We start from the raw sequence: 25,443 nt of genomic DNA, 5'->3' as shown, positions 1-25,443 counted from the left end.
CCGATTTCGTAAATTTTAATTTATTGAATTTAGCTCTCCACATGCTATATTTACAATGTGGAATGTGAATTTATTGTTAAATCAAAATCAAATTTACAGTTATTACTTAACAAATTATACATGAAAAATTTTAAATTATTGTTAATTGGATTTCTTTTAGCTTCCTCTTTCAGCATGTTTGCCCAACAAACTGTTCAAGGAGTTGTAAAAGAAAAAAAATCTGGTGACGCGTTACCAGGTGTGAGTGTTGTTGTGAAAGGAACAACAAAAGGTACTGAAACAGATTTCGATGGGAAATTTACAATCGAAAAAGTAAAAGCAGGTGAAGTACTTGTTTTTAGATATCTGGGTTATGCAGATAAAGAGATTGTAGTTGGCTCCAACAGAAATCTTACAGTAGAATTGGAAGAAGCTTTAGAGCAACTAGAAGAAATTATTGTCATTGGTTATGGTTCAACAACCGTAAAAGATGCAACAGGTTCTGTAGAAGCAATTACTGCTAAAGAAATGACCAAAGGAAACATTGTAACCGCTGAAAATTTAATTAGTGGACGAGTTGCTGGGGTAAACATCACTACTAGTGGTGCTCCTGGTTCTGGTTCTCAAATTAGAATTCGTGGTGGTTCATCATTGAATGCTTCTAATGATCCATTAGTTGTTATTGATGGTTTGCCATTATCTGGTGTTGATTTGAATAGTATCAACCCAAATGATATTGACTCTTTCTCGGTTTTAAAAGATGCTTCTGCAACTGCAATCTATGGTTCTAGGGGTGCTAATGGTGTGATTATCATTACTACTAAAAAAGGTAAATCTGATTATTCGTTAGATTATGATTATCAAGTTGCTTTCGGTGAAATTAGAGATAGAGTTTCTGTTTTTGATGGAGATGCATTTAGAAATTTAATCGCAACAAGAAGACCAAATGATGTTGGAATGTTAGGAACTGCCAATACAAACTGGCAAAACGAAATCTTTCAACAATCAGTTTCTACTCAACACAATGTAAGTGCTAGAGGTCAAATTTTCAAGAGAATTCCTACAAGACTTTCTGTTAATTTCTCTGAAATTGAAGGAAATATTTTAACATCTCAATTTGATAGAGCAAATGTTTCTTTAACAATGAATCCTTCATTTTTTAATGATCATTTAAAAGTAAATTTAAACTATAACAGAGCTTTTGTAAACGAAAGATTTGCAGATGCAGGTCAAGTAAATGCTGCTTTGCGCTATGACCCAACACAACCTGTGTATGATCCAACATCTCCATTTGGTGGGTTTTATCAACACATTACTAGAACTCCAAATGGTGTTTTAGTTGACAATGGTACAAGAAACCCTGTTGCTGCTTTATTACAAAACGAAAATTTATCTAACAGATTTAGACAATTTGGTAATTTAAAAATCGATTATAAATTACACTTTTTACCAGAAGTTATTGCAAGTGTAAGTGCTGGTTTTGACAAATCAGTTCAAGAAGGGTCGTTTTTCAATCCATTAAATAGTCCAGCTAACTATACTGATCTATTTATTGGTGGTGAAGGTTCTTATTCAAATGAAAGCTTAAATGAGAATTTTAATGCAACATTAAACTACGCTAATACTTTCGGAAAATTTAAAACAGATTTTTTAGTTGGATATGATTATCAATCATTTAATGGGTCTGGAGATAGCACAGGAAATTTAAGAAATCCTAATGATACCGGTTTTACAACGTATGCAAATACACCTATAGTTTTAATAGGTTTCATTGGAAGAGCCAATATTACTTTCAATGAAAAGTATTTATTGACGTTAAATTATAGAAGAGATGGAACTTCACGTTTTGGCCCTTCAAATAGATGGGGTGATTTTGGTGGAGCAGCTTTCGCTTGGAGAATGAGTGATGAGGATTTCTTAAAAGACAATAAAGTAATCTCTGAACTAAAATTACGAGCTTCTTATGGTATCAATGGTCAACAAGATGGAATTACTGGTGATTTGTATTTAGATAGATATCGTTTTGGAAATCAAAACTCTCAATACATATTTGGTGGTGTGCCAATTCAATCAACAATTCCTTCTGAAAGAAGTAACTTACGTTGGGAAAAAGTAGCTACCGTTGAAATAGGTGTTGACTATGGTTTATTCAACAATAAAATTTCTGGATCTATCAACGCTTTCCAAAAAAATTCTACAGATTTAATATCTGATGCTCCTGTAGCTGACGGTTCAAACTTTACGAATAGAGTTCTTCAAAACATTGGAGATTTACAAGTACAAGGTTTAGAATTTAGTTTAAATACAGATGTAATCAAAAAAGAAAACATGAATTGGAATATAAACTTCAATGCTACCTATTTAGATCGTGAAATCAAAGAATTAGCTTTAAATCAAGATATCACAACAGGTGGAATTGCTGGTGGAACAGGAAACTTTATCCAATTATTTAGAGAAGGTTTTGCTCCAAATTCTTTTTATGTATTTAAACAATTGTATGACACTGCAGGAAAACCAATTGAAGGAGCTTATGCTGACTTGAATGGTGATGGAATCATCAATACTCAAGACCGTTATTTAAAAGGAAATCCACAAGCTGATTTCACGTTCGGTTTTCAGTCAAACTTCAATTACAAAAATTTTGATATGGCATTCAATTTACGTGCTAGCGTAGGAAATTATGCATACAACAACATAAATTCTGGTTTAGCTCAATACGATTTATTGCAAGACAATGCCGTTTTAGGAAACATTCCTACCTCAGTTTTAAACACTGATTTTAGAAGTACATCTGATGTAATCATTTCTGATTATTATTTAGAAAATGCTTCATTCTTAAGAATGGACAACATTACTTTAGGATATACATTTAACAAACCTATCAAAAAATTTGCTTCTAACAGCATTCGTATTTGGGCAGGTATGCAAAATGTATTTACAATTACCAACTATTCTGGTTTAGATCCTGAATTGTTCAATGGAATTGACAATACGAATTATCCGAGACCAAGAACTTTCTTGGTTGGTGCAAATATCAAATTTTAATTACTAAAGAAATAAAGATGAAAAAAATTATGAATTTTAACAAATTAGCAATCTTATTTCTTGTGATGCTAGTAGCGATGTCTTCGTGTACAAAAGACCTTGACATCACTCCACAAGATGACCAAGATTTATTGGGAGAAGATTTTTTTGCAACAGAAACCGCCTACAAACAATTGTTAGCAGGAGTATATGCAAACTTATCTTTAACTGGTGTTGACGGTCCTGGATCTTCAAATATTGATGGATTAGACGCAGGAACCAGCCAGTTTGGACGTGTATTATTGTACTTACAAACTTTATCAGCAGACGAAATGATTTGGTCGTATGAAAACGACCCTGGAACTCGTGAAATACAACGTAATATTTGGAATGCTGATGATCCTATCATTTTGGGTATGTTTGGTAGAACCAATGTAACAATTGCATTTGCAAATAATTTTTTACGTGAAACTACAGACGAAAAATTAGATGCTAGAAATGTTTCTGCAGCTACAAAAACTGAAATTACGAGATTCAGAGCTGAAGCTCGTTTGTTAAGAGCGATGTCTTATTATTATATGATGGACTTATTTGGTCAAGCAAACTTTACTACAGAAAATGATGCCATCAATGCGCAACCTGCAGTTTACAATCGTCAACAATTATTTGATTATGTAGAATCTGAATTAAAAGCAATTGAAGGTGATTTAGCGGATCCAAAATCTATAGAACATGGAAGAGCAGACAAAGGTGTTGCTTGGATGATTTTAGCAAAAATCTATTTAAATGCTGAAGTATACACTGGTCAAGCTAAATATACAGAGTGTATTGATTACTGTAAAAAAATTATTGGTGGAGGTTATTCATTAGCAACCAATTATTTACATAATTTCATGGCAGACAACAATACAAACTCTGCAAATAATGAAATTATCTTCCCTTTAATTTCTGATGGAACTTATGTACAAAACTATGGTCCAACAACAGTAATGATTAATGGTTCTGTAGGAAGTTTAGAATCTAATGGTGCTGCTCTTGGAGTTGGTGCTGGAGGTTGGGGTGGCGCTCTACGATTAAGAAAACAGTTTGTTCAATTATTTGATGCTAGTGTTTTTAATAATGACACTAGAAACACCATCATCAAAGGTTCAAGACCAATTGATATTTTAGACATTTCTGATAGAGATCAAGGATTTATTTTAGAGAAATACTCGAATGCAACTTCTACTGGCGGATTTGGTGTTGATCAAACATTTGTAGATACTGATTTCCCATTATTTAGATTGGCAGATGTGTATTTAATGTACATTGAAGCGCATTTAAGAGGTGGTGCTGGAGCAAGTCCTGCAGATGCTGTTTCTTATATCAATGCTATCAGAACAAGAGCAAACAATCCTCAAAATAATTTAACAATTTCTGACTTGAATTTGAACTTTATTTTAGATGAAAGAGCAAGAGAATTGCATTGGGAAGCTCACAGAAGACAAGATTTAATTCGTTATGGAAGATTTACTGGAGGTTCATACAACTGGGCTTGGAAAGGAAATGGAACTAACGGAATTGCTTTACCTGCGCATATGAATTTATATCCAATTCCTGCAGCTAGTTTAGCTTCTAACCCAAATTTAACTCAAAATCCTGGGTACTAATTTTTAAAATGAATTACAAATGATGAAAAATATAAAAAGATTTTCAGCAATCACATTTATTGGAGTATTTATGATGCTCTTCAATGCTTGTGACGACAACTCTGAATTGTTTACAATTTCGACTCCAACTGCGCCAGTATTGGCAAATGTAGGTTTCACGGAATTAGAACTAGATGCCGTAAACACAAACAATCCAGCTCTTACTTTGGACTGGGAAGAAGCAGACTATGGTCAACGAGCTTCTATCAATTATGCTGTTCAGTTTTCTAGTGACAATGCATTTACAGCTCCTGTAACTGCAGCAACTGTTACCGGTCAAACAACTGTAACGTTATCAGTTAGTGAAGTTAATGCAAATGCAGGAAGTGCAGGTTTAAATCCTTTTGAATGGAAGGCTTTATACATTAGAGTAGTATCTACAATTGGTTCTAGAAATTCTGAAGCTGCTGCTTCAAACACAATAGAAATCAATGTGTATCCTTACTTTAATTATGCATTTAACGACTACTTTTTAGTAGGTGATGCAACTGCTCCAGGATGGAATAATAATAGTAATAACCCTCCTTTATACAGAGATGCTACTGATAGTAATTTATTTTACTATACAGGAAGATTTTCTGGTGGTGGACATTTTAAATTATTAGAAACTAAAGGTTTATGGCAACCTCAATGGGGAACAAATGATGGTTCTAAAATTGAAGTAAACCCAGGAACTGGTTCAGACCCTGAGCGTTTTCCAACTGCAGGTGCAAGTGGAGTTACTGAAGGATACTACACGTTTACAATCAATTTTGCAAGTAATACTTTTTCATTCGCTCCTTTCAATGCATCTGGAATTACAAGTCCAGCATCTTTAACGCTGCAAGGTTCAAGTACTGCAAATGTAACTATGACTCCATTAGGTTTTGATGGTCATCAATGGTATGCAAACAATGTACGTTTAACTCCTGGAGCTGTTGAATTCGTAACTGGAACTGGAGCAAGATGGGGAAATACAACTTCTTTCTCTGGTGTTGCCACTAGTGGTGGTGGAGCAATTCCTGTAATTGTTGAGGATGATTATGATGTGTGGTTTAATGATTTAACTGGGCGTTATATTTTAATTCCTTTAAACTTATAATTTCAACTTAATTTAAACGATAAAAAATGAATAATTTTATAAAAAAATTAAGCTACATAATACTTTCATTCTCCTTATTATTAGGGTCATGTGATGTAGAAGAAAGCTTAACAATTACAAGTCCAGAACCTGCATTTGTATTAAATACGCCAGGAATTAGCACTATTTTCTTAAATTTTGCTTTGCCTAATAATCCTGCTTTTACTATCAGCTGGAAAGATGATGTTAATAGTGGAGCTACTTACACTATTCAAATGGCATTGGAACCTGAATTTGCAAATCCTACAACATTAGGAACTACAAATACTTCCAACTTTTCAATGAGTGTAAATGATTTCAATACTGTACTAAACAGCTTAAATGTTACTTCTTTTACAAATACTGCTGTGTATATGAGAGTTTCTACTAGTAGTAACATTTCTAACACAATTTTATTTCAAGTATCTAAATTTGCTGTACAATTACCTGTATTTACAAGCCCAAATGCAAATGACTCATTTGTGTTGTCTGACATAAATCCTGATGCAGTAATAGCTACTGTTACTTGGGATGATCCAGAAATTACATCTGTAAGTACTGTTGCTGTTTCATATCAATTGCAAATGGCTGAAGCAGGAACAAATTTTGCTACAGTTGCTGACTTGGGAGAGACTGCTAATAAATCAGTTGAATTGACTCACGGAGCTTTAAATGCAGCTGTGTTAGATAACAACGGAGTTGCTGGAACTGCTGCAAATTTTGAATTCAGAATTCGTGCTGTAGCTAAAACTGCTGCTGGTGATTTATTCAGAACTTCGGAAACATTAACACTTTCAATCACTCCTTATGACGTTGCCTTACCTCCTGCTCTTTATGTAGTTGGTGCTGGCGCAGTGGATGCTGGTTGGGGTTGGACTTCTCCAGTTGAATTATTATTACAAGGAAAAAAATGGTCAGGAAACATTAAGTTATCTCCAGATAATGGTGGTAATTTCCGTTTCTTTACTGATAAAGCCTTAGAATGGGGTTCACCAAGCTACAATTTTCCTTACTTTACTGCTAGAGGTTATACTATAGATAGTAATTTTGAAAATGCGAACGATGGAGATAGTAATTTCCGTTTTGTTGGAACTGCAGGTACCTACTTTATCACAATTGATACTCAAACAAAAACCATCTCTTTAGGCCCTGAAGTTGTTGGTCCTAACTGTAACTTTGATCAGTTATGGGTTGTTGGTGCTGGTGCAGTAGATGCTGGTTGGGGATGGTCTTCTCCAGTAAAAATTGCTTGTACTGGAACTGGGAAATATGAAGGAAATATCAAATTAACGAATGACGCTTTCCGTTTTTTCTCTGACAGAACTTTAGAATGGGGCTCACCTAGTTTCAATTACCCATATTATGCAAATGCTGGTTATACCATTGATTCTGATTTAGTAAATGCGAATGATGGTGATAGTAACTTCAGATTTGCTGGTACACCTGGAACGTATTTCTTAACAATTGATGATGTAAACAAAACCATCACTTTAGGTCCTGAACAATCTCAATGTGAATTTGATCAACTATGGTTAGTTGGTGCTGGAGTTCCTGATGCTGGTTGGGGATGGGCATCTCCAGTTGCATTGCCTTGTACAGGTGCAGGAATCTATTCAGGTTCAGTTACTTTTGCAAATGATGCATTTAGATTCTTTACGGATAGAACTCTTGAATGGGGTTCTCCTAGCTATAACTTCCCTTACTTTGTAAATGAAGGATATACTATTGATGCGAATTTCGAAAACGCAAATGATGGTGACAGTAATGTACGATTTATCGGTACTCCTGGAACCTATACGTTAACTGTAAATACAGTTACAAAAACAATCACTTTAAATTAAGTTTTTACACCCAAAAAGGCTATACAAAAGATTTGTATAGCCTTTTTATTTAAAAAATATCTTATGAGGAAAAAACTACTTTTTATTTCACTACTTTTTATTTCTTTATTTACAAAAGCGCAAGTTACTTTCGATGTAACTGCTATTGAAGTTGATAAACCTGTTACAATTACTGTTGATATTAATAGTACACAAAGCAACTGTAATGGTTTAAGCAATCCTGCAAAAGTATATATGCATGCTGGAATTGGTAATAAATCAAATGCTTTTGGATTTAACGTTGTTGGAAATTGGGGACAAGACGATGGTGTTGGTTTAATGACCAATAATGGCAATGGTACATACAGTATCACTATTACTCCACAAACATATTTCAACTTAACGCCTATTCAAATTCAAACAGCTGCTCAAATCGGAATGGTTTTTAGAAATGAAACCGGAACTCAAGAACTAAAAGCAAATACTTGTAAAGATTTTATTTTTCCTGTAGGAAAAGTGCAAGTTCGTATCACCAATCCTGCTGTAAATCAAGTTTTAGTAAGTTCAGGAAATAATTTATCTTTAACAGCTCAAATCGATTTTCAAGGTTCAACTACCGTTCAAGGAAGTATTGAAGTTTTCTTGAATGATGTTTCTGTAGCAACTGCAAATTGTGGATTTCCTAATTGTAATGCTACCATTACCAATATTACTCAAGGAGGCACAGTAAGAGTTGTAGGAACTCCACCAAACTCAACTGAAACCGGACAAGCAAGCTTTCAAATCATTTTAGTACCAACTGTTTCTCAAGAAGCTATGCCAAATGGGTTGGTTGATGGTATCAATTATCATGCTGATGCAACAAAAGCAACATTGGTATTAACTGCACCAGGGAAAGATTTTATTGAAGTAGCAGGAAGTTTCAATAACTACACTCCTACTGCAGCCCATGTTATGAAACGTGATCCAAGCACAGGAAAATTTTGGTTAGAAATTAGCAACTTAACATCTGGTAAAATAGAAACTTATCAATATTGGGTGTATGATCAATCACCCGTTGCTAATTCTCCATCAATCGTAAAAACAGCTGATCCTTTTTCAACATTAGTATTATCACCTTTTGACGATCCTTGGATTTCTGATACTACCTACCCAAATTTACCTGCTTACCCAGAAGGACAACAAAGAGAAGTAACCGTTTTGCAAACAGGAAAAACTCCTTATAATTGGACAGTTACCAACTTTCAAAAACCAAAAAAAGAAGACTTGGTAGTGTATGAAGTGTTAATAAGAGATTTTGATGCCGATAGAAATTATCAAGATTTAATTGATAGAATTAGTTATTTCAAAAACTTAAATGTAAACGCCATTCAATTAATGCCCGTAATGGAATTTGAAGGCAATGAAAGCTGGGGTTACAATACTTCATTTCACATGGCTTTAGATAAATTTTATGGTACTGAAGACAAATTCAAGGAGTTTATTGATGTATGTCATCAAAACGGAATTGCTGTTATTTTAGATGTTGCATTGAATCATGCTTTTGGAAGAAATCCTATGGCTCGTATGTGGATGAATGATCCAGATAACGATGGTTGGGGAGATCCAAGTAGCGATAATCCTTATTTCAATCAAACAGCTAGACACAGTTATAATGTTGGTAGTGACTTTAATCATCAAAGTGCTTTAACACAAGAATACACTAAAAGAGTTGTAAAACACTGGATTGAAGATTTTAAAATTGATGGATTTCGTTGGGATTTAACGAAAGGATTCACTCAAAATTGTTCAGGTAGTGATGATGGTTGTACGAATGGTTATCAACAAGATAGAGTTGACATTTTAAAACAATATGCAGATTATTCTTGGTCTTTAGATACCAATCACTATGTGATTTTTGAACATTTAGGGGAACAAAATGAAGAAAAAGAATGGGCTAATTACCGTTATAACGAAGGTAAAGGAGTGATGTTGTGGGGAAAAATGACAGATCCTTATAGCCAATTAATTATGGGATATGCATCAAATTCAAATATCAACGGTATTGGTCACAAATCACGCACTCAATTTAATGGCCCTAGAATTATAGGATATCCTGAAAGTCATGATGAAGAGAGAATCATGTACAGAGCAGTCACTTTTGGAAACAGTGCGATTTCAGCTCATAATGTAAAAGATTTGAACACAGCTTTGTTAAGAATGTCAGCAATTGGAGCTGTAAGTTTGACAATTCCTGGCCCAAAAATGATTTGGCATTTTGCTTCATTGGGAATGGATATTTCTATTTTCGCTTGTAATAATGGTACTGTAAACGAACCAGGAGGAACTGATGGAGATTGTAAATTAGACACCAAACAACAACCTCAATGGACAGACAATTGGATGTCAATTCCTGCAAGAAAAAAAGTTTACGATGATTGGGCTAGAATGAATTTATTAAAAATTAACGAACCAGTTTTTGAAGGAGATTACACAATTACCTCAGGTTCATTAACTCCAAGAATTGATATTTATGACACCAATATTCCTGAAACAGGACTTAGAAATGTAGTTATTTTAGCCAATTTTGATGTTGTGCAACAAACCGTAAACACCAATTTTCCATTGGCTGGAGCTTGGGTTGATTTGATGGATGCAACAAACAACACAACTTATTCTGCAAGTACTATTACATTGCAACCAGGTCAATTCAGAATCTTTGGTAATAAAGCTGCAACCTTATCAAATGACGATATTTCATTAGAAAAAACTCCCCTACAACTGTATCCAAATCCAACTTCTAGTACTTTTTCTTTATCAAAAGATGTACAAAAAGTAAGTGTTTTTGACATTACAGGAAAGCAAGTAAAACAGTTTTCGAACACTACAATTAAAAACAATGTGTTTTCGATAACTGATTTAAACACCGGAATTTATTTTGTTCGAATCCAAGAAAATTCAAACAACATAGAAACCAAAAAACTAATTATTAACTAATATTAAATTAAAAAAAACAATGAAAAAAAATTATTTATTAATGTCACTTTTTACCTTATGTATTTACTTTATGGGGTATTCACAAAATGGACTAATAGGAAGTGGTTTTGGCACAAATGGTTGGAATATTCCAGCTGATATTGATAATTTTACTTTATCTGCTGGAGGCTCTAGAATTGCAACCTTACAATCTAATGGAACTGGAAATTCCTATTTCCGTTTAGTAACGAATTGGGATGGTAATAATAGTCAATATGGACCTTTGAGTACAGTTGATGACTATTTACTAACAATTGGTAATGAAGTACCTTCATCTGAAATAGTATTAAATTCTACAAGTAAAGCTTACTATATAGATGCTAATGTCAGTTATAATTACGTTTTCAAAACAAAGGCTGGTGGTAATCCTCCTGCAAGTCTTGGTCTAATTGTGTTTGAAATTCAAGGAGTTGTAAGAACTGTTAGTTCTGCTACTACTATTTCAACAACATATCCAGGACAAACAAACACAATTACAGCTACTTTAGATGGAGCTCTGTCAACAGGACAAGGTGTATATTTAAGATATACAACCGATAATTTTGCAAATTCAACAGTTGTAGAAATGACAGGAACCGGAACTTCTTATACAGCTGATATTCCTGCTGGAACTAATACAGCTGGTGCAAATGTGAGTTATTATTTATTTACCTCTGGTTCAGGGTTAACTATTTCACCTTCTAATGCAGACTTTTACACTATAAACCTTAACAATAACGGAGGTCCAAATTACAACTATACAGTGTCTACTTCTTATGCTTCAAAAGCTGATGGTGATTGGTCTAATACAAATACTTGGATGGATGGTGATGTTCCAGATGCTTCTAAAAGTGTTGTTATCAATCATAATGTTACTTTAGATCAAAATCAAGAAATAGCTTCTCTAGTGGTTAATTCAAGTTTATCAATAAATTCTGGTATATCTTTTAAAGTAAATGGAACTTATTCAGGATCAGGTACTGTTACTTACAACAGAAATTTAGGAAATGCAAACTGGTATTTAATTTCTTCTCCAGTTTCAGGTCAAGCCTATAATGATGCTTATGCAGATACTTTTGGATTGGCAACAGGGACAGTTAATACAGCTCAAAGAGGTATAGCTACTTACACAACAAGCTCTAATACTTGGGCTTATTTATTAGACGATGATAGTAATGCAGGGAATTTTACATCTGGAATTGGATACTCTGTTAGAAGACAAACTGGATCAGGTGATATTTCTTTTACAGGAGCAATCAACACATCAGATGTTTCTGTAGTTGTTTCTAGCGCTAGTAATGGTTTCAATTTAATTGGAAACCCATTTACTTCTCACTTACAAAGTGATCTTTTTTTAGCAGGGAATACTTCAAATTTAGTTTCACAAACTCTTTGGGCTTGGAATCAAGGAACTAGTAGTTATGACACTTATGTAACTTTAAATGAATTTGATTTGGCTCCTGCACAAGGATTTTTTGTAAGATCGTCTAACGGAACAAACTTAAACATTGCTGAATCATACCAAGCTTTAACTGGTGGAACTTTCCAAAAATCAGCAAGAACTGAAGTAAAATTACTAATGAATGATGGTTCAGCTGACAGATTTGCTAAAATGTATTATTTAGACAATGCAACCAAAGGTTTTGACAATGGTTTTGATGGTGAAACTTTTGGCGGAGTTGAAAATAGCGTTGATGTTTTTACTAATTTATTAGAAAATAACGAGGGTAAAAAATACCAAATTCAATCTTTACCAATTGCTGAAATGGAAACGATGATAGTTCCTGTAGGTGTAAAAGCGGATGCTGGTAAAGAAATCACCTTTACTGCTGAAGCTATGAATTTACCTGGAGATACTAAAGTATTCTTAGAAGACAGATTGACAAATACCATTACTCGTTTAGACGAAGCAAATTCATCATACAAAGTAACTTTAAACAATGCTTTAAACGGAACAGGACGTTTCTATTTACACACAAAAGCTTCAGGAGTATTGAGTACGGATGAGTTGGCTTTGAGCAATACAAGCGTTTATGCTACAGCTAACAATACCTTAAGAGTAGTTGGATTGCCTTCAGGAAATGCTACTGTAAAAGTATTTACTGTTTTAGGAAAACAAGTGGTACAAACTTCTTTTAGTTCAACAGGTTCTTATGACGTTTCATTGCCAAAATTAGCAACAGGAATGTATATTGTACAGTTAGAAACTGCTACTGGAAAATTGAACAAAAAAATCGTTTTAGAATAAGTATTCACCTTGTAAATTAGAAAAACATCATGAAAAATCAAGATAAAAACACAACAAGCTCGCCTGTAGAAGGCATGGAAATCACACGTAAAGAAGCTATCAAAAAAATAGGAAATTACGGAAAATATGCTGCTCTAACTGCCATAGGAACTTACTTAATTTTAAGTCCTAAAAAAGCGCAGGCACAGAGCCCAGCAGCGCCAGGAACTGGATTTTAGTCTCAATAAATTTAGTGTAGTGTGTAAACAAAAGAGCTGCTATTTTAGCAGCTCTTTTAATTTTACAATCGTAAAATCAATCTCTTCTTTGGTAGTGTATTTTGAAAATGAAAATCGAATGGAGGTAAATTTTGCCTCTTCATCTTTTAAAATTTCTTTCAAAACATGTGAGCCTTTATTACTTCCACTTTGACAAGCAGAACCTCCAGAAACCGCAATTCCTGCCATATCTAAACTGAATAAAAGTAGGTCATTTTTTGTAGGAAATCGGACATTTAAAATGGTGTAAGTGCTTCTATTTTCATCAGCAGAAAATCCATTGAAATGAATAGTTTCAAAATGATGATTCAATTCAGTAATAAAATATTTTTTGATTTCTGAAATTTGATTTCTGTCCTTTTCTAAATTTTGAATGGCAAAAGACAAGGCTTTTTCCATTCCTAAAATGCCCGCAACATTTTCGGTACTTGAACGAGCGCCTTTTTCTTGATTCCCTCCATAAAACAGTGGTAAAACTCCAAAGCCTTTTTTAAAATATGCAAAACCAACACCATTTGGTCCATGAAATTTATGAGCACTTGCCACGATAAAATCAATAGGAAATTGTTGTAAATCAAGCGAATAATGCCCTATAGTTTGCACAGTATCTGAATGAAAAAGGGCATGGTATTTTTTGGCAAGATGACAAACTTCTTCTAGTGGAAGTAGGTTTCCAATTTCATTATTGATGAGCATTAAACTCATCAGTGTTTTTTTATCAGAAGTGGCCAAAAGGGTTTCTAAATGTTCTATATCAACGTTTCCTTGAGCATCTAATTGAACAAAATCCAACTGAATTCCTTGTGATTTTTCTAAAAATTCACAAGTGTGCAACACTGCATGATGTTCTATTTTTGAGGTGATAATTCGTTGAACTCCCAAATTCAAAACAGCATTGTGCAAAATTAAATTGTCTGCTTCTGTGCCTCCTGAAGTGAAAATAATTTCGCTTGCAGCAACATTGAAATGTCGTGCAATATTTTTTCGAGCATTTTCAATAGCTGCTTTTGCTTTTCGACCAAATTGATGTGTTGAAGACGGATTTCCATAATTTTCTAACGCTGCATTGTGCATCACAGAAATCACTTCTGAATCAATAATGGTGGTTGCAGCATTGTCTAAATAAATCGCTTTCATGATGCAAAAATACGGTTTCTGAATTAGTAATTTACATTTTGATAAAACGCAACTTCTGTGGCTCCTAAACCATATTTTTTGTAAGAAGCATCGTAAAACTTTACTGGATATTTTTGCAATAAATTCATCAATTCCGATTTCAAAACCCCTTCTCCTACTCCATGTATAAACACCATTTTAGGAATTCTTTTTGAAATGGCAAATTCAATTTTTTGCTTTGCAGTATCTAATTGTAAATTCAACATGTCATAATTATCCATTCCTTTTGTGGAATTGACCAATTGATTGATGTGCAAATCCACTTCAAAAATGACTTCATTTTTTTCCTTCTTAAAAGCACTTTTCTTAGTTGGTTGAGAAGCGATTTTTTCTTTCAATAATTGATGATTGATGTCTGAAAACTTAGAAAGTTCAAATTGGTCTTTTTCAATTTTAACCAATTCTGAGGCTAAAAAAGTCAAAATCATGCCATCTTCTGTTTGCATAGAAATATTTTTTCCATCGATTTTTATGATGATTCCTTTCAAAACATCATCCAAAACAGCTACTTTGTTACCAATTTCTAAACGCATTCTTAACCTTTACTTAATTTCAATCAAAATTGAAATGAGTTACTTTTGATACAAAAATACTAAGATGTTGAAGACTTCGGCTATTTCTACTAAAAACTTCTTTGAAAAAGCTACCAAAAAGGTTTTAGTAACAGAAGATAGAAAAAAATATTTATTTAAAATTGCTGAATCTATTGCGAAAGAATACACTACAAAAAGTATTGTAACTCTACATTATATCTGTACGCAAAATTCAAGGAGAAGCCAATTAGCAAATGTTTGGAGTTTTTTTGCAGCCCATCATTATAAATTAAACATTATTTCAACCTCTGGAGGAAATGAAGTAACTTGTTTCAATAGAAGTACTATAAAAACGTTGCAAAAAGCAGGTTTTTATTTTCAATTATCCGATTTTTCGCATCAAAATCCGAAGTATGAAATTTCCTTTGATGGCAGTAAAAAAATATTGGTTGGATATTCAAAATTGATTGATGATGCTTCAAATCCCAATCCATTTATTGCCATTACAACTTGCTCAGAAGCTGACAAAAACTGTCCTTACATTCCCGAAGCAAGTTTCCGTTTTCACTTGCCTTTTGAAGATCCAAAAAGAGCTGATGGTACTTTACGACAAGAGGAAATTTATTTAGAAATCAGCAAACAAATTGCAGGAGAAATTGGAATTATTTTTAATGAAGTAAAAAATCAGTTGCCTTTTCTTGAAGGATAACTGCTTAAAAATAGCATTCATTACTCAACAACCAATGCGAATTTCTTTTTAGATTGATGTCTAAATGAAGAATGATTTCGTGAGTTCCAAAATTTCCACCTGCAAAATCAAATTTATGGTCATAGGCATATCCAACTCTGAATTTTTTATTTAAAATTACTGCAAATAAGGCACTTACAGAACTTTGATTTCGATAAGACAAACCAGCTTCAAAAAGATTTTTGTAAAACAAATTGAAATTTACATCTATTGATAAAGGTACATTTGCGGTATAACGAATCATTGTTGATGGTTTTAATTTGATGTCTTGTGTCAAATCAAATAAAGTTCCCGCAGTTAAAAAAACACTCGGATTTTCTGACAATTTGGGTTGATTGAAAGAATCATTGATATAAAACTGAGGCGTTTCTAACAAATAAGGAATTGACAATCCTACATACATTTTCTGATTGTAAAAAAAGGCACCAAAACCCACGTTTGGAAAATTCCCTGAAGTGGTTTCATAAATATCATTATCAGGCGTAAGTCCAGCAGCCAAATTATTCGTAAAAAAAGTCATTCCACCTTTCAATCCAAAAGACAATCTGCTGTATTGTGACGTAATCAATGTGTAAGAAACATCAATATTTACGTTGTTTGTTTCCGATAAACCAATGTTATCATTCACAAAAGTAGTTCCAATTCCTAAACCTCTTCTCAATCTACCATTGATGGAAAAAGTACGCGTTGTTGGTGCGCCTTCAATGCCAACCCATTGTTCGCGAGACAATAAAGACATGCTTAATTCTGCTCTTGTACCCACATATGCTGGATTTATAATTTGCATATTGTACAAATATTGTGTGTAATGTGGAACTTGCTGCCCATAAAATTGTACGCAACTAAAAAATACAAACAACCAAAAGCAAGGTATTAAAACCCTGTTTATTAGAAATATTTGGAGTTGCTTTTTCATTAACGAATCAATTGAATAAAACTAGTTTTGGGCTTGGTTATTCCATCATTATACTCTAACGTATAAAAATAAACTCCTGTTGGAACAGGTTTTCCATTGAAAGTTCCATCCCACCAATTTGGATTTGTATTCCCATTATTGCTGTACTTAAAAACTTCATTTCCTTGACGATTGTAAATCACTAATTTGAAATTTGGATACAAATCTGCAATTCCAGAAATTTTGAAAACATCGCTTTTTCCATCTCCATTTGGAGAAAATAAATTTGGATAATCATTGTCTTTTATCGTACCAATTCCTGATGGAAAAGTAGTGTTTGAAACGTTCTCTAAATTTGTTGTAACCTGTAAAAGGAATGTTTCTGTATCTTCATTTAAGTTGTCATTTATAGAATTTACTGTTTGTTTGATGCCAAAAGAAAGTGCAGGAATTGTTCTTAAAACATTGATAGGCACATAATCTTCATTCGCAAAAGTGGTAATATCTATAGTTTCAATAATCAAATTGATGGGAGCATAATTTTGCATTGGTTCTGAATTGGCATTCAAAAGACTAATGGAAAATTCTAAAATTTCGCCTTCTTCAACAATAATATCATCTATAAAAATCAATGGATTTGGGTCAATATCAACAATGGTTGCTATTTTATTAAAATCCTGATTTCCTACATTTGTAGTTGTTACAGTACCAATGACACTGATAGTTTCTTCCTCTAATTCATTCAAATTATCAGTATTTGAAATAATTAAAAACGAAATTTCTGTATTTGCATTGTTGGGATCTGTTGTACCATTAATTGTAAAAATTTCGGAAATGGCAGTGTAATCATTTGGGCTTATTGCTAAAATATCAGCTGTTTTTACATCAATAATAATGGGAGTTGAACTTGGATGAGAAATTGTGATTGTATGAACCAAAGGAATGCCTTCATTTTCTCTTGAATTATTCATCGAAATAGATGGTGGAAGGTCATTATCTAGTATAGTTCCAATTCCAAAAACTTCATCATTTAAAGTATTGTTGGATGTAATGGTTGCTTGAAGTGTGAAAAATTCTATTTGCTCAAAAATAATATCTTCTAATGAAGTAATAGTAAATTGGGCAGAATTTGTATTTGGAGCAATCGTAAAAGTTTGGTTAGTGAGGCCTAAAAAATCAAATGGCGCAGTTGCAACTTCATAGATTGTTGTGGAATTTGTGCCATTTAAAGTTGATAAATTGATAACGATTGGAGAAGCACTTTCTATGGCAATTGTTTCATCATTTTTGGTGACTAATGAAAACGTAAAAACTACATTTTCTCCTTCTGTTACAGTAATATTATCAAGAATTACTCTGATGGCAATGAGTTCTCTCCAATCTCTTTCAGGAGTATCTGCATTATCAGCATTTGGAAAACTATCAGGATTTTGTCCATTTGTAGGATTTACCAAATTGTCATTCGTATCAAAAGCATCATCCAAACCATCATTGTCAGCATCTATATTTATAGGAATAATTTCTGGAATTCCATCCGCATTTGTATCCCAACCTTCCATAATATCATCGCGAATATCGTTATCAGCATTGATGTCCAAATAATCAGGAATTGTGTCAACATCTGTATCAATTGGAAGCAAACCATTTGGATATGCAGTGTCAATTCCGTTTTCGCTAACAATTCCATTGGGAGCAATGAAATTATTGGTCAATTGTGCTTCTATAATATCAACAATTCCATCACCATCAGCATCAATATCTAAAAAATTAAAATTACTGTCAGCATCAGAATTAGGAATAGTGTAATTTCTATTTGCTGAAACTGTATCATTTGTTTCATGCAAATTATCGAAACCATTTGCCCCAACTGGATTGTTGGTTCGTCCATTTCTATTGGTATCTGAAAGTGAATTTCCAGCTTCAAAAATGTCTAAAATTCCGTCATTATCACTATCTAAATCTAAGTGATTGGGAATGCCATCTCCATCAAAATCAAAAATATCTACAATTCCATCAACATTTGCATCAGCACCAAAATCTGTGTCTCTATAATTTGGAATAAAATCTCCATCATCATCTCCAAATGCATCAAGTCCATTGTATTCGTCAACATCAGGAATGGTGTCATTATCATCATCAATATCAATAGTATCAATAATTCCATCTACATCAGAATCTGTTGTTGCATTTATATTGATAGATCTTGCGGATGTAACTACAGTATTTAACGGATTTCTTGAGGTGAAAATTGCCCTATTTGAACCAACACAAGGTTCATTATAAATGACTGAAAATTGTACTGTAATTGTTTCATCTTTTCTTAAAACCCCATCATTTCCGATAAACAAATTTCGATTTGTATCACCATTAAAGGCTGGATTTAGTGTTGGATTTAAAGTTGCTGTGGAGTTAGCAATTATAGGATTGCTAACTGAAATAATATTTCCACTACAAGTTGCTGTTAAATGATCTTGAATTTGCAAATTGATTAATTGAACAGATTCACTGGTATTTTTGATGGTGATTTGATACGTGATTTCTTCGTGTTCTAAAATGCGATTGGGAGTTTTATTTACTTCAGCAATATTTATATCAGTGGATGAACTTGAGGTGAATAAAAATCGCATACTAGACGTACTACAAGTACATTGTTGAGAAGAAGAAATGCCTGCTGTTGCTGAATTTGTTCTATAATATCTGTCCAAATGATTTCCTAATCCATCAGACCAAAACACAAAAGAATTGCGTCTTTTATTTGCTGCAGTAGATTCGTTAAAACCATCTAAACTTCCCTGAGTTTGAGAAATATTAATTTGATTGAAAAAACTATACACAGTTGATGCATAAGGTTCTATAACAAAAAACAACTCTAAAATTATTTTTTGACCTGCTGCCAATGAATTATTTGGGGCTAATAATAAGGTTTCAATATTTCCATCGTAATTTGGATTTATGATAACATTTGGGCCTTCAACTTGTTGGATTATGATTTCAGAAAACCGAATTCCATTATCTAAAAAACTGCCCAAACCCATATTGAAATTGATATTTGTTGCAGTTGCTGTCCCTTCATTTGTAATAATTACTCTGTTTGCATAATCATACGTTCCATCAAAATTTATCACTCCAGGAGGATTCAAAGAGTCATTGAATTCTGGGACATATAAACCCGCAGTAACAACTGCTTCTGTAGTATGAAAATCTGATAATATTAAATTTCGGGTAGCATTTCCTCTATCAGAAGTAATGTTTATGACATTATCAAAATTAATTCCAGAACCAGAAGGTGTTGGATTTGGTCTTCCGTTACAAAAAGGATTGATCGTTACGCAAAAAGAAACGGTAACATTTTGTCTTGGATATAATGTCAAATTATCAATTGCATCCGCATTAAAAACTGAATTTGAAGTTATATTTAAAAAGTTGTTGTTGATTGCATTGTTTGTAAATTCTCTTGGATACCCAGCATTGTTTATAAAATCTCGTGTAAAAACATTATTTACTATCGAAACTTCACTGACTTCAACAACACAACTATTCCCAAAAGTAGCTTGCAAATCATTGATGATATCGATGTTTTTTATCAAACTTGTTGGATGATAATCTCTTGCAGTACTTTTATTAAAAAGCACCATTGTATATCTCACTTTATATTCTCCATCAGCTGTAAAACCCTGATTACAACTCGTAAAAGAAGAAATTTCTAATAAATTATCAACAGGTTCAACTGTAAAATTCAAGGTAGTTGATGCTGTAAAAGTTCCATCAGAAATTGTATATGTTATTACAGGAACATCACCAATATAATTTGGAGTTGACACAAAAACATAACTCCCATCAGCTGCAATTGTGATACTTCCTTGAGTCAAAATGGTTGTTTGACCTGCAAGATAAGTGAAACCATTTACAGTAAATTGCACGACTGAAAGTACATCTCCATTTTCATCAGTATCATTTTCTAATACGCCTGGAGCAGGAACAGTTAAGGTTGTATTGATTTCAACAGTATCATAATTGATAACTGCAATTGGTGGAATTGGAGGTAAAACAACTGTGATTGTTAAATTGGCTGAACTTGTCAAAGTTCCATCAGTGATGGTGTAAGTAATAGTTGGAATAGTTCCTACAAAACCAGAGGTTGGAATAAAAGTATAACTTCCATCAGAGGAAATAGTGATTGTTCCTTCAGAAAAAGTGGCTGTTTCACCAGCAGTAAACTGTGAACCATTTACAGAGAAATTAGACACCAAAATTGTATCTCCGTCCGCGTCTGAATCATTACTTAAAACGCCAGGAATTCCAACATTTAAAGGAGTATTTTTCTCTGTAATATTTGAATCATCCACAGCAAGAGGTGGCGTTGGAGGCAAAATAACTGTAATTGTTAGATTGGCTGAACTTGTAAATGTTCCATCTGTGATGGTATAATTTATGGTTGGAAAAGCTCCTAAAAAATTAGTTGCAGGAATAAAACGAAATCCACCATCTGCTTGAATAGTTATATTTCCTTCAGGCAAAAATACTGATTTACCAACTGAAAAATTCGCACTATTAATTTGAAAATTTATGACTGAAAGCAGCTCTCCATCCGCATCTGTATCATTGTTTAAAATCCCTGGTGCACTTACAATTAATTGATTATTTTGTATTACACTCGCGATATCATCATTAGCAATTGGTGACTCTTGTGACTGTAAAAACTGAGTAACTAAAATGAAAAAAAGGAATATCGAATTAACAGATTTTGACATTTGAGGGAAACAAATATATGCATATCAAAAATAGTCATTTTTTATATTCTTTTTGACCTAGATTTCTAAATTTTTATCATAAGGAATCATCTTTAAAATATGATTGATTACGTTCACTCTTGCATCCGTTTTTCTATTTGCTTGAATTATTTTCCAAGGAGAAATTTTGGTATTTGTTCTTGCAAACATGGCATTTTTATACTCAGTATATTGATCCCACAATTCTTGTGCTTTTTCATCTAATTTAGTCATTTTCCATTGTTTTAATGGATCGTTTTTGATGTCAGCAAAACGTTTTGCTTGCTCTCTTTTTGAAATTGACATGTAAATTTTCACCAAGTGAATCCCTGATTCAAGAATCATTCTTTCAAAATCATTTACCTGATTCATAAAAATTTCATATTCTTCTTGCGTACAAAACCCGTTTACAGGTTCCACAACTGCTCTGTTATACCAACTTCTATCAAAAAAAACCATTTCACCCGCTTTTGGAAATTGCTCTACATATCGCTGAAAATACCACTGAGATTCCTCGTCTTTTGATGGTTTTGGTAAGGCAACAATTCGCATGTGACGTGGATTGATACGTTCTGTTACACGTCTGATGGCACCTCCTTTTCCTGCAGCATCTCTTCCTTGAAAAACGACTATAATTCGTTCATCATTTTGAATTGCCCAAGTTTGCATCCGAATTAATTCTATCTGCAATTTCTCTATTTTCTTCTGATAATCAATATATCTGAGTGCTTTTTCAACACTGTAAGGTTCTTTTAAAAGCAAGGCTAAAAATCCTTTTTTGGTATTTAACCTTCTTAATTCCTCTTCTGTTAAATCTAAATTCATACAATTAATCTATTTGATGAATGTTGGAACGAAAATAACGCATCACCACATTTGGATCTGGAGTAAGAACAGTTCCTGCTTGCGACTTTCCTTCGTAATAAAATTGTGACAATACATGTCTCATAGATTCCAATCTCGCAACTTTTTTATTGTTGGTTTTGATAATCATCCAAGGACTATAGGTTGTATGAGTTTTTGAAAACATTTCTGCTTTGTATTGGGTGTATTTATCCCACAAAAATTGTCCTTGTTTATCTACAGGACTAAATTTCCAACGTTTTAATGGATTTTCTTTTCGTGCTTCAAAACGTTTTAATTGCTCTTCTTTGGTTATAGACAACCAAAACTTGATGATGACAACTCCATCTTCATACATCATATGTTCAAATTCAGGAACTTGCACCAAAAAATTTCGATACTGAATTTCCGAACAAAAACCCATCACTGGCTCAACAACGGCTCTGTTATACCAACTTCTATCAAAAAATACAATTTCTCCAGGATTTGGTAATTCCTTGATATATCTTTGAAAATACCATTGCCCTTTTTCAACATCTGTTGGTTTATTTAGCGCCACTAATCTGCTTGATCGTGGATTCAAATGTTCCATAAATCGCCTGATATTCCCTCCTTTTCCTGCAGCATCTCTTCCTTCAAAAATCACTGCAACTCTCATATTATGATTTGAAATATGACGTTGTAGTTTTACCAATTCTATTTGTAACAATCGTAATTCATTTTCATAAGATAGTGCTTCTTGAACTTTATCGTAAGAAATATTCTTTTCTCTTATTTTGGCAAGTAATTCTTTATTACTTTGTATGTTTTGAAAATCTTCAGCAGACAGCGTTTCTTTAATAATCATCGAGTTCATTTAATAGCACTAAAATAAAACCTTTTTTTGATAATTGTGTTAAAAAAGAATGATTTTACATCTGTTCATTTATATTTGTGGTCAATGAAAAAATTTCTGACACTTTTATTGTTTTTTAGCGCATTTTGGATGTTTTCTCAACAAAAATTTTCAAGAGAAATTAGTTTTATCAATGACAATGATTTGTACGTTTCTGTTGTCAGAGACCGATATTATTCAAATGGCTTATTTTTAAACTACAGATATTTATCAGAAAATAAAAAAGAATCTATAGAAAAAAGAATTTTTCAATGGCAAATAGGGCATAAAATGTACACCCCAAACAGACCCAATGTAACTTCCATTGATGAACATGACAGACCTTTTGCAGGCTATTTATATGGCAATTTCGGAATTACAAATGTCTATAAAACCAACAAAATTCTAACAACTTCAATAGATATTGGTGTTCTTGGCGAAAATGCTTTTGGCAAAGAATTGCAAGATTTTATTCACAAAATATATGGTTTTAAGCTTGGTACTGGTTGGGAATATCAAATTAAAAACGCTTTAGCAGTCAATTTTGGCGCAGAATATAGTTCGTTTATAGGTAAAGATTCTTCTGGAATGTATGATATTTCTTGGGTAAATTCAGCAAATTTCGGAACTATTTTTACGGATATTTCCACTGGATTTTATGGCAGAATTGGTTTGAAACCTTTACAGAAATTAGCAAATTCTATTGCTTTTAAAACCAATTTGAATAATGAAAACACCAATGATGTCAGAGAAATTGAATCTTTTATATTTATAAAACCCACAGTTAGATACGCTTTTTATGATGCAACCATTCAAGGAAGTTTTTTAAATTTAGGAAGTCCAGTTGTTAAAGAATTGATTCCTTTAGTGTTTAATGTTGAAATTGGGTTGAAATTTACCGCAAATAGATTTCATTTTGCGTATGTTTTTAACTATAACACAAGTCAATCTGAAGGATTAAAATATACCTATGGTAATAAATTTGGAACTATTGCTGTACATTATTTGTTGCATTAACTCGCAAAAAATTCGTCTTTAAATCCTATCAAATATAATTTTTCTTGCGCTCTTGTAATGGCTGTGTATAACCATCTGTAATACTCTTTTGAAACTCCATCTGGCAAATAGGGTTGCTCTACAAAAACAGTTTTCCATTGTCCTCCTTGCGATTTATGACAGGTGATAGCATATGAAAACTTGACTTGCAATGCATTGAAATACGGATTTTTTTTTATTGCCAATAATTGTTTATAATTGGAAGTTTCATCAGCATAATCCTCTTTTACAGCTTGATATAATTTATTGGATTCTTCATAAGTTAATGAAGGACTTTCACTAGTTAAAGTTTCTAAAAGCAACACTGTTTCAAATGGAGGAATTTCAGGATAATCAATCATTCTAAGAGTGACTTCAGCAAATGAAAATCCATAAATTTCCTTGATAGAAAAAATTCTCAGTATTTCGCAGATATCTCCATTTGCAATAAATCCTGCAGGAGAAGTTTCGTCCAACCAAAAATAATTATTTTTGACAACCATGATATAATCCCCAGCAGAAATCGTATTTTCTTGACCTCTAATTTGCATCCGAATTTGCTGATTGTATTCATTCGCTCTTTTATTTGAACGCACAATAAATGCAGTATCCTCAACTCCATTTGAATTATAAGCATCCATAATAGCATCTTCAATGTCATATCCATCCTCCAATTTTCTGATATCAGGAAACTTCAGATGAAATTGAAATGGATTTCCATCATTTTGAATCAATTTTCGCAATTGAGTTGCATTGAACAAAATTCCTGAATTTTCATGTTGACGCATCACTTCATCCAACTCAATTTCTTTAACATCTTTATAATAATGATGTGTCAAAATTTCTGAATCTAAAGCAGGACTGACCGTTAATTTTACAGGCGGAAGCTGAGCTGTATCACCAATAAATAGCAATTTGCAATTTTCGCCTGAATACACAAACGAAATCAAATCATCTAATAAAGACGTTGCTTCAAATGAATTTTGATGTTGCTTTTCATCAGGAATCATAGAAGCTTCATCAACAATAAAAATAGTATTGGTGTGTTTATTTGGTTGCAATACAAATGAAATAGATGCATTTGATTGTTTTTTGGGGAAATAAATTTTTTTATGGATTGTAAAAGCAGGACGTTTTGAATACACAGAAATCACTTTTGCAGCTCTTCCTGTTGGCGCTAATAAAACTGCTTTTTTTCCAGCAAATTTTAACGAATTTACAAAGGTGCTAATAGTGGTTGTTTTTCCTGTTCCTGCATATCCTTTCAATAAAAAAAGACTTTCTTTATTGACATCAAAGATAAAATTACTCAACATTTTTAGCAATATATCTTGTTTTTCTGTTGCTAAAAAAGGGAAAATTGCACGTAATTGCGCATAAAAATCTGCAGGTTTTTGAATCATAAAAAATATAATTCAACAAAGATACCTTTCTTTATAAATAAAAGTTTTTATGATTGAA

Annotated in this window: 16 protein-coding genes; 9 read left to right on the top strand and 7 right to left on the bottom strand. The window is 32.9% G+C overall.

Translation table 11 applies throughout. The features are described from left to right. Nucleotides 1–120 precede the first annotated feature (120 nt). The 7 genes from IU405_RS13640 (at nt 121) to IU405_RS13610 (ending at nt 13,070) form a co-directional block, all read left to right on the top strand. A complete protein-coding gene (locus IU405_RS13640; RefSeq protein WP_197439164.1) occupies nt 121–3,024 on the top strand; it encodes a SusC/RagA family TonB-linked outer membrane protein in 2,904 nt (967 codons plus the stop codon). 29 nt (nt 3,025–3,053) lie between these two features. Next, nucleotides 3,054–4,652, top strand: a complete 1,599-nt coding sequence (locus IU405_RS13635) for a RagB/SusD family nutrient uptake outer membrane protein (protein WP_231749745.1) — start codon at nt 3,054–3,056, stop codon at nt 4,650–4,652. A 19-nt stretch (nt 4,653–4,671) separates the two neighbouring features. Then, complete coding sequence (locus tag IU405_RS13630; RefSeq protein ID WP_197439162.1) at nt 4,672–5,772, top strand: SusE domain-containing protein; 1,101 nt, start codon at nt 4,672–4,674, stop codon at nt 5,770–5,772. 26 nt (nt 5,773–5,798) lie between these two features. After that, entirely contained in the window at nt 5,799–7,631 is a 1,833-nt protein-coding gene (locus IU405_RS13625) for a SusE domain-containing protein (protein WP_197439161.1), read from the top strand. Nucleotides 7,632–7,694: 63 nt separating this feature from the next. Further along, nucleotides 7,695–10,586 (top strand): alpha-amylase family glycosyl hydrolase, encoded by a 2,892-nt coding sequence (locus IU405_RS13620; protein ID WP_197439160.1) that lies wholly within the window; start codon nt 7,695–7,697, stop codon nt 10,584–10,586. Between the two features lie 19 nt (nt 10,587–10,605). Next, on the top strand, nt 10,606–12,852 hold the full coding sequence (locus tag IU405_RS13615) for a T9SS type A sorting domain-containing protein (protein WP_197439159.1): 2,247 nt from the start codon (nt 10,606–10,608) through the stop codon (nt 12,850–12,852). A gap of 29 nt (nt 12,853–12,881) precedes the next feature. Beyond that, a complete protein-coding gene (locus tag IU405_RS13610; protein ID WP_197439350.1) occupies nt 12,882–13,070 on the top strand; it encodes a hypothetical protein in 189 nt (62 codons plus the stop codon). Nucleotides 13,071–13,109: 39 nt separating this feature from the next. Here IU405_RS13610 and IU405_RS13605 read toward each other — a convergent pair whose 3' ends face one another. Together IU405_RS13605 and IU405_RS13600 are read right to left on the bottom strand one after the other, a co-directional pair. Next, nucleotides 13,110–14,246 (bottom strand): cysteine desulfurase family protein, encoded by a 1,137-nt coding sequence (locus tag IU405_RS13605; RefSeq protein ID WP_197439158.1) that lies wholly within the window; start codon nt 14,244–14,246, stop codon nt 13,110–13,112. Between the two features lie 23 nt (nt 14,247–14,269). Then, nucleotides 14,270–14,818: a Smr/MutS family protein gene (locus tag IU405_RS13600; protein WP_197439157.1), complete on the bottom strand. Its 549-nt coding sequence runs from the start codon at nt 14,816–14,818 to the stop codon at nt 14,270–14,272. A gap of 64 nt (nt 14,819–14,882) precedes the next feature. Between IU405_RS13600 and IU405_RS13595 the strand changes: the two genes are divergently transcribed. Continuing rightward, entirely contained in the window at nt 14,883–15,527 is a 645-nt protein-coding gene (locus IU405_RS13595; RefSeq protein WP_197439156.1) for a hypothetical protein, read from the top strand. A gap of 4 nt (nt 15,528–15,531) precedes the next feature. Here the strand turns inward: IU405_RS13595 and IU405_RS13590 are convergent, their stop codons facing one another. The 4 genes from IU405_RS13590 to ppk2 (IU405_RS13575) are packed head-to-tail and all read right to left on the bottom strand — an operon-like array spanning nt 15,532 to nt 22,920. Next, a complete protein-coding gene (locus IU405_RS13590) occupies nt 15,532–16,482 on the bottom strand; it encodes a type IX secretion system membrane protein PorP/SprF (protein ID WP_197439155.1) in 951 nt (316 codons plus the stop codon). Next, on the bottom strand, nt 16,482–21,212 hold the full coding sequence (locus IU405_RS13585; RefSeq protein ID WP_197439154.1) for a cadherin-like domain-containing protein: 4,731 nt from the start codon (nt 21,210–21,212) through the stop codon (nt 16,482–16,484). The genes IU405_RS13590 and IU405_RS13585 overlap by 1 nt, the downstream gene beginning before the upstream one ends. Before the next feature lie 57 nt (nt 21,213–21,269). Next, nucleotides 21,270–22,055, bottom strand: coding sequence for a polyphosphate kinase 2 (ppk2, locus tag IU405_RS13580; protein ID WP_197439153.1), 786 nt, complete (start codon nt 22,053–22,055; stop codon nt 21,270–21,272). Nucleotides 22,056–22,059: 4 nt separating this feature from the next. Continuing rightward, nucleotides 22,060–22,920: a polyphosphate kinase 2 gene (gene ppk2 / locus IU405_RS13575; protein ID WP_197439152.1), complete on the bottom strand. Its 861-nt coding sequence runs from the start codon at nt 22,918–22,920 to the stop codon at nt 22,060–22,062. 93 nt (nt 22,921–23,013) lie between these two features. Here ppk2 (IU405_RS13575) and IU405_RS13570 point away from each other — a divergent pair, with 93 nt between their 5' ends. After that, on the top strand, nt 23,014–23,964 hold the full coding sequence (locus tag IU405_RS13570; RefSeq protein ID WP_197439151.1) for a lipid A deacylase LpxR family protein: 951 nt from the start codon (nt 23,014–23,016) through the stop codon (nt 23,962–23,964). On the opposite strand, the gene IU405_RS13565 is transcribed toward IU405_RS13570, so the two are convergent. Next, nucleotides 23,961–25,385, bottom strand: coding sequence for an ATP-dependent RecD-like DNA helicase (locus tag IU405_RS13565; RefSeq protein WP_197439150.1), 1,425 nt, complete (start codon nt 25,383–25,385; stop codon nt 23,961–23,963). The two genes, IU405_RS13570 and IU405_RS13565, sit on opposite strands and share 4 nt — an antisense overlap. Nucleotides 25,386–25,443: the final 58 nt, after the last annotated feature.

Source organism: Polaribacter sp. BAL334 (genome assembly GCF_015767435.1).
In the GTDB taxonomy this organism is placed as follows: Bacteria; Bacteroidota; Bacteroidia; order Flavobacteriales; family Flavobacteriaceae; genus Polaribacter.
This window is presented reverse-complemented; position numbering and strand designations above follow the sequence as displayed.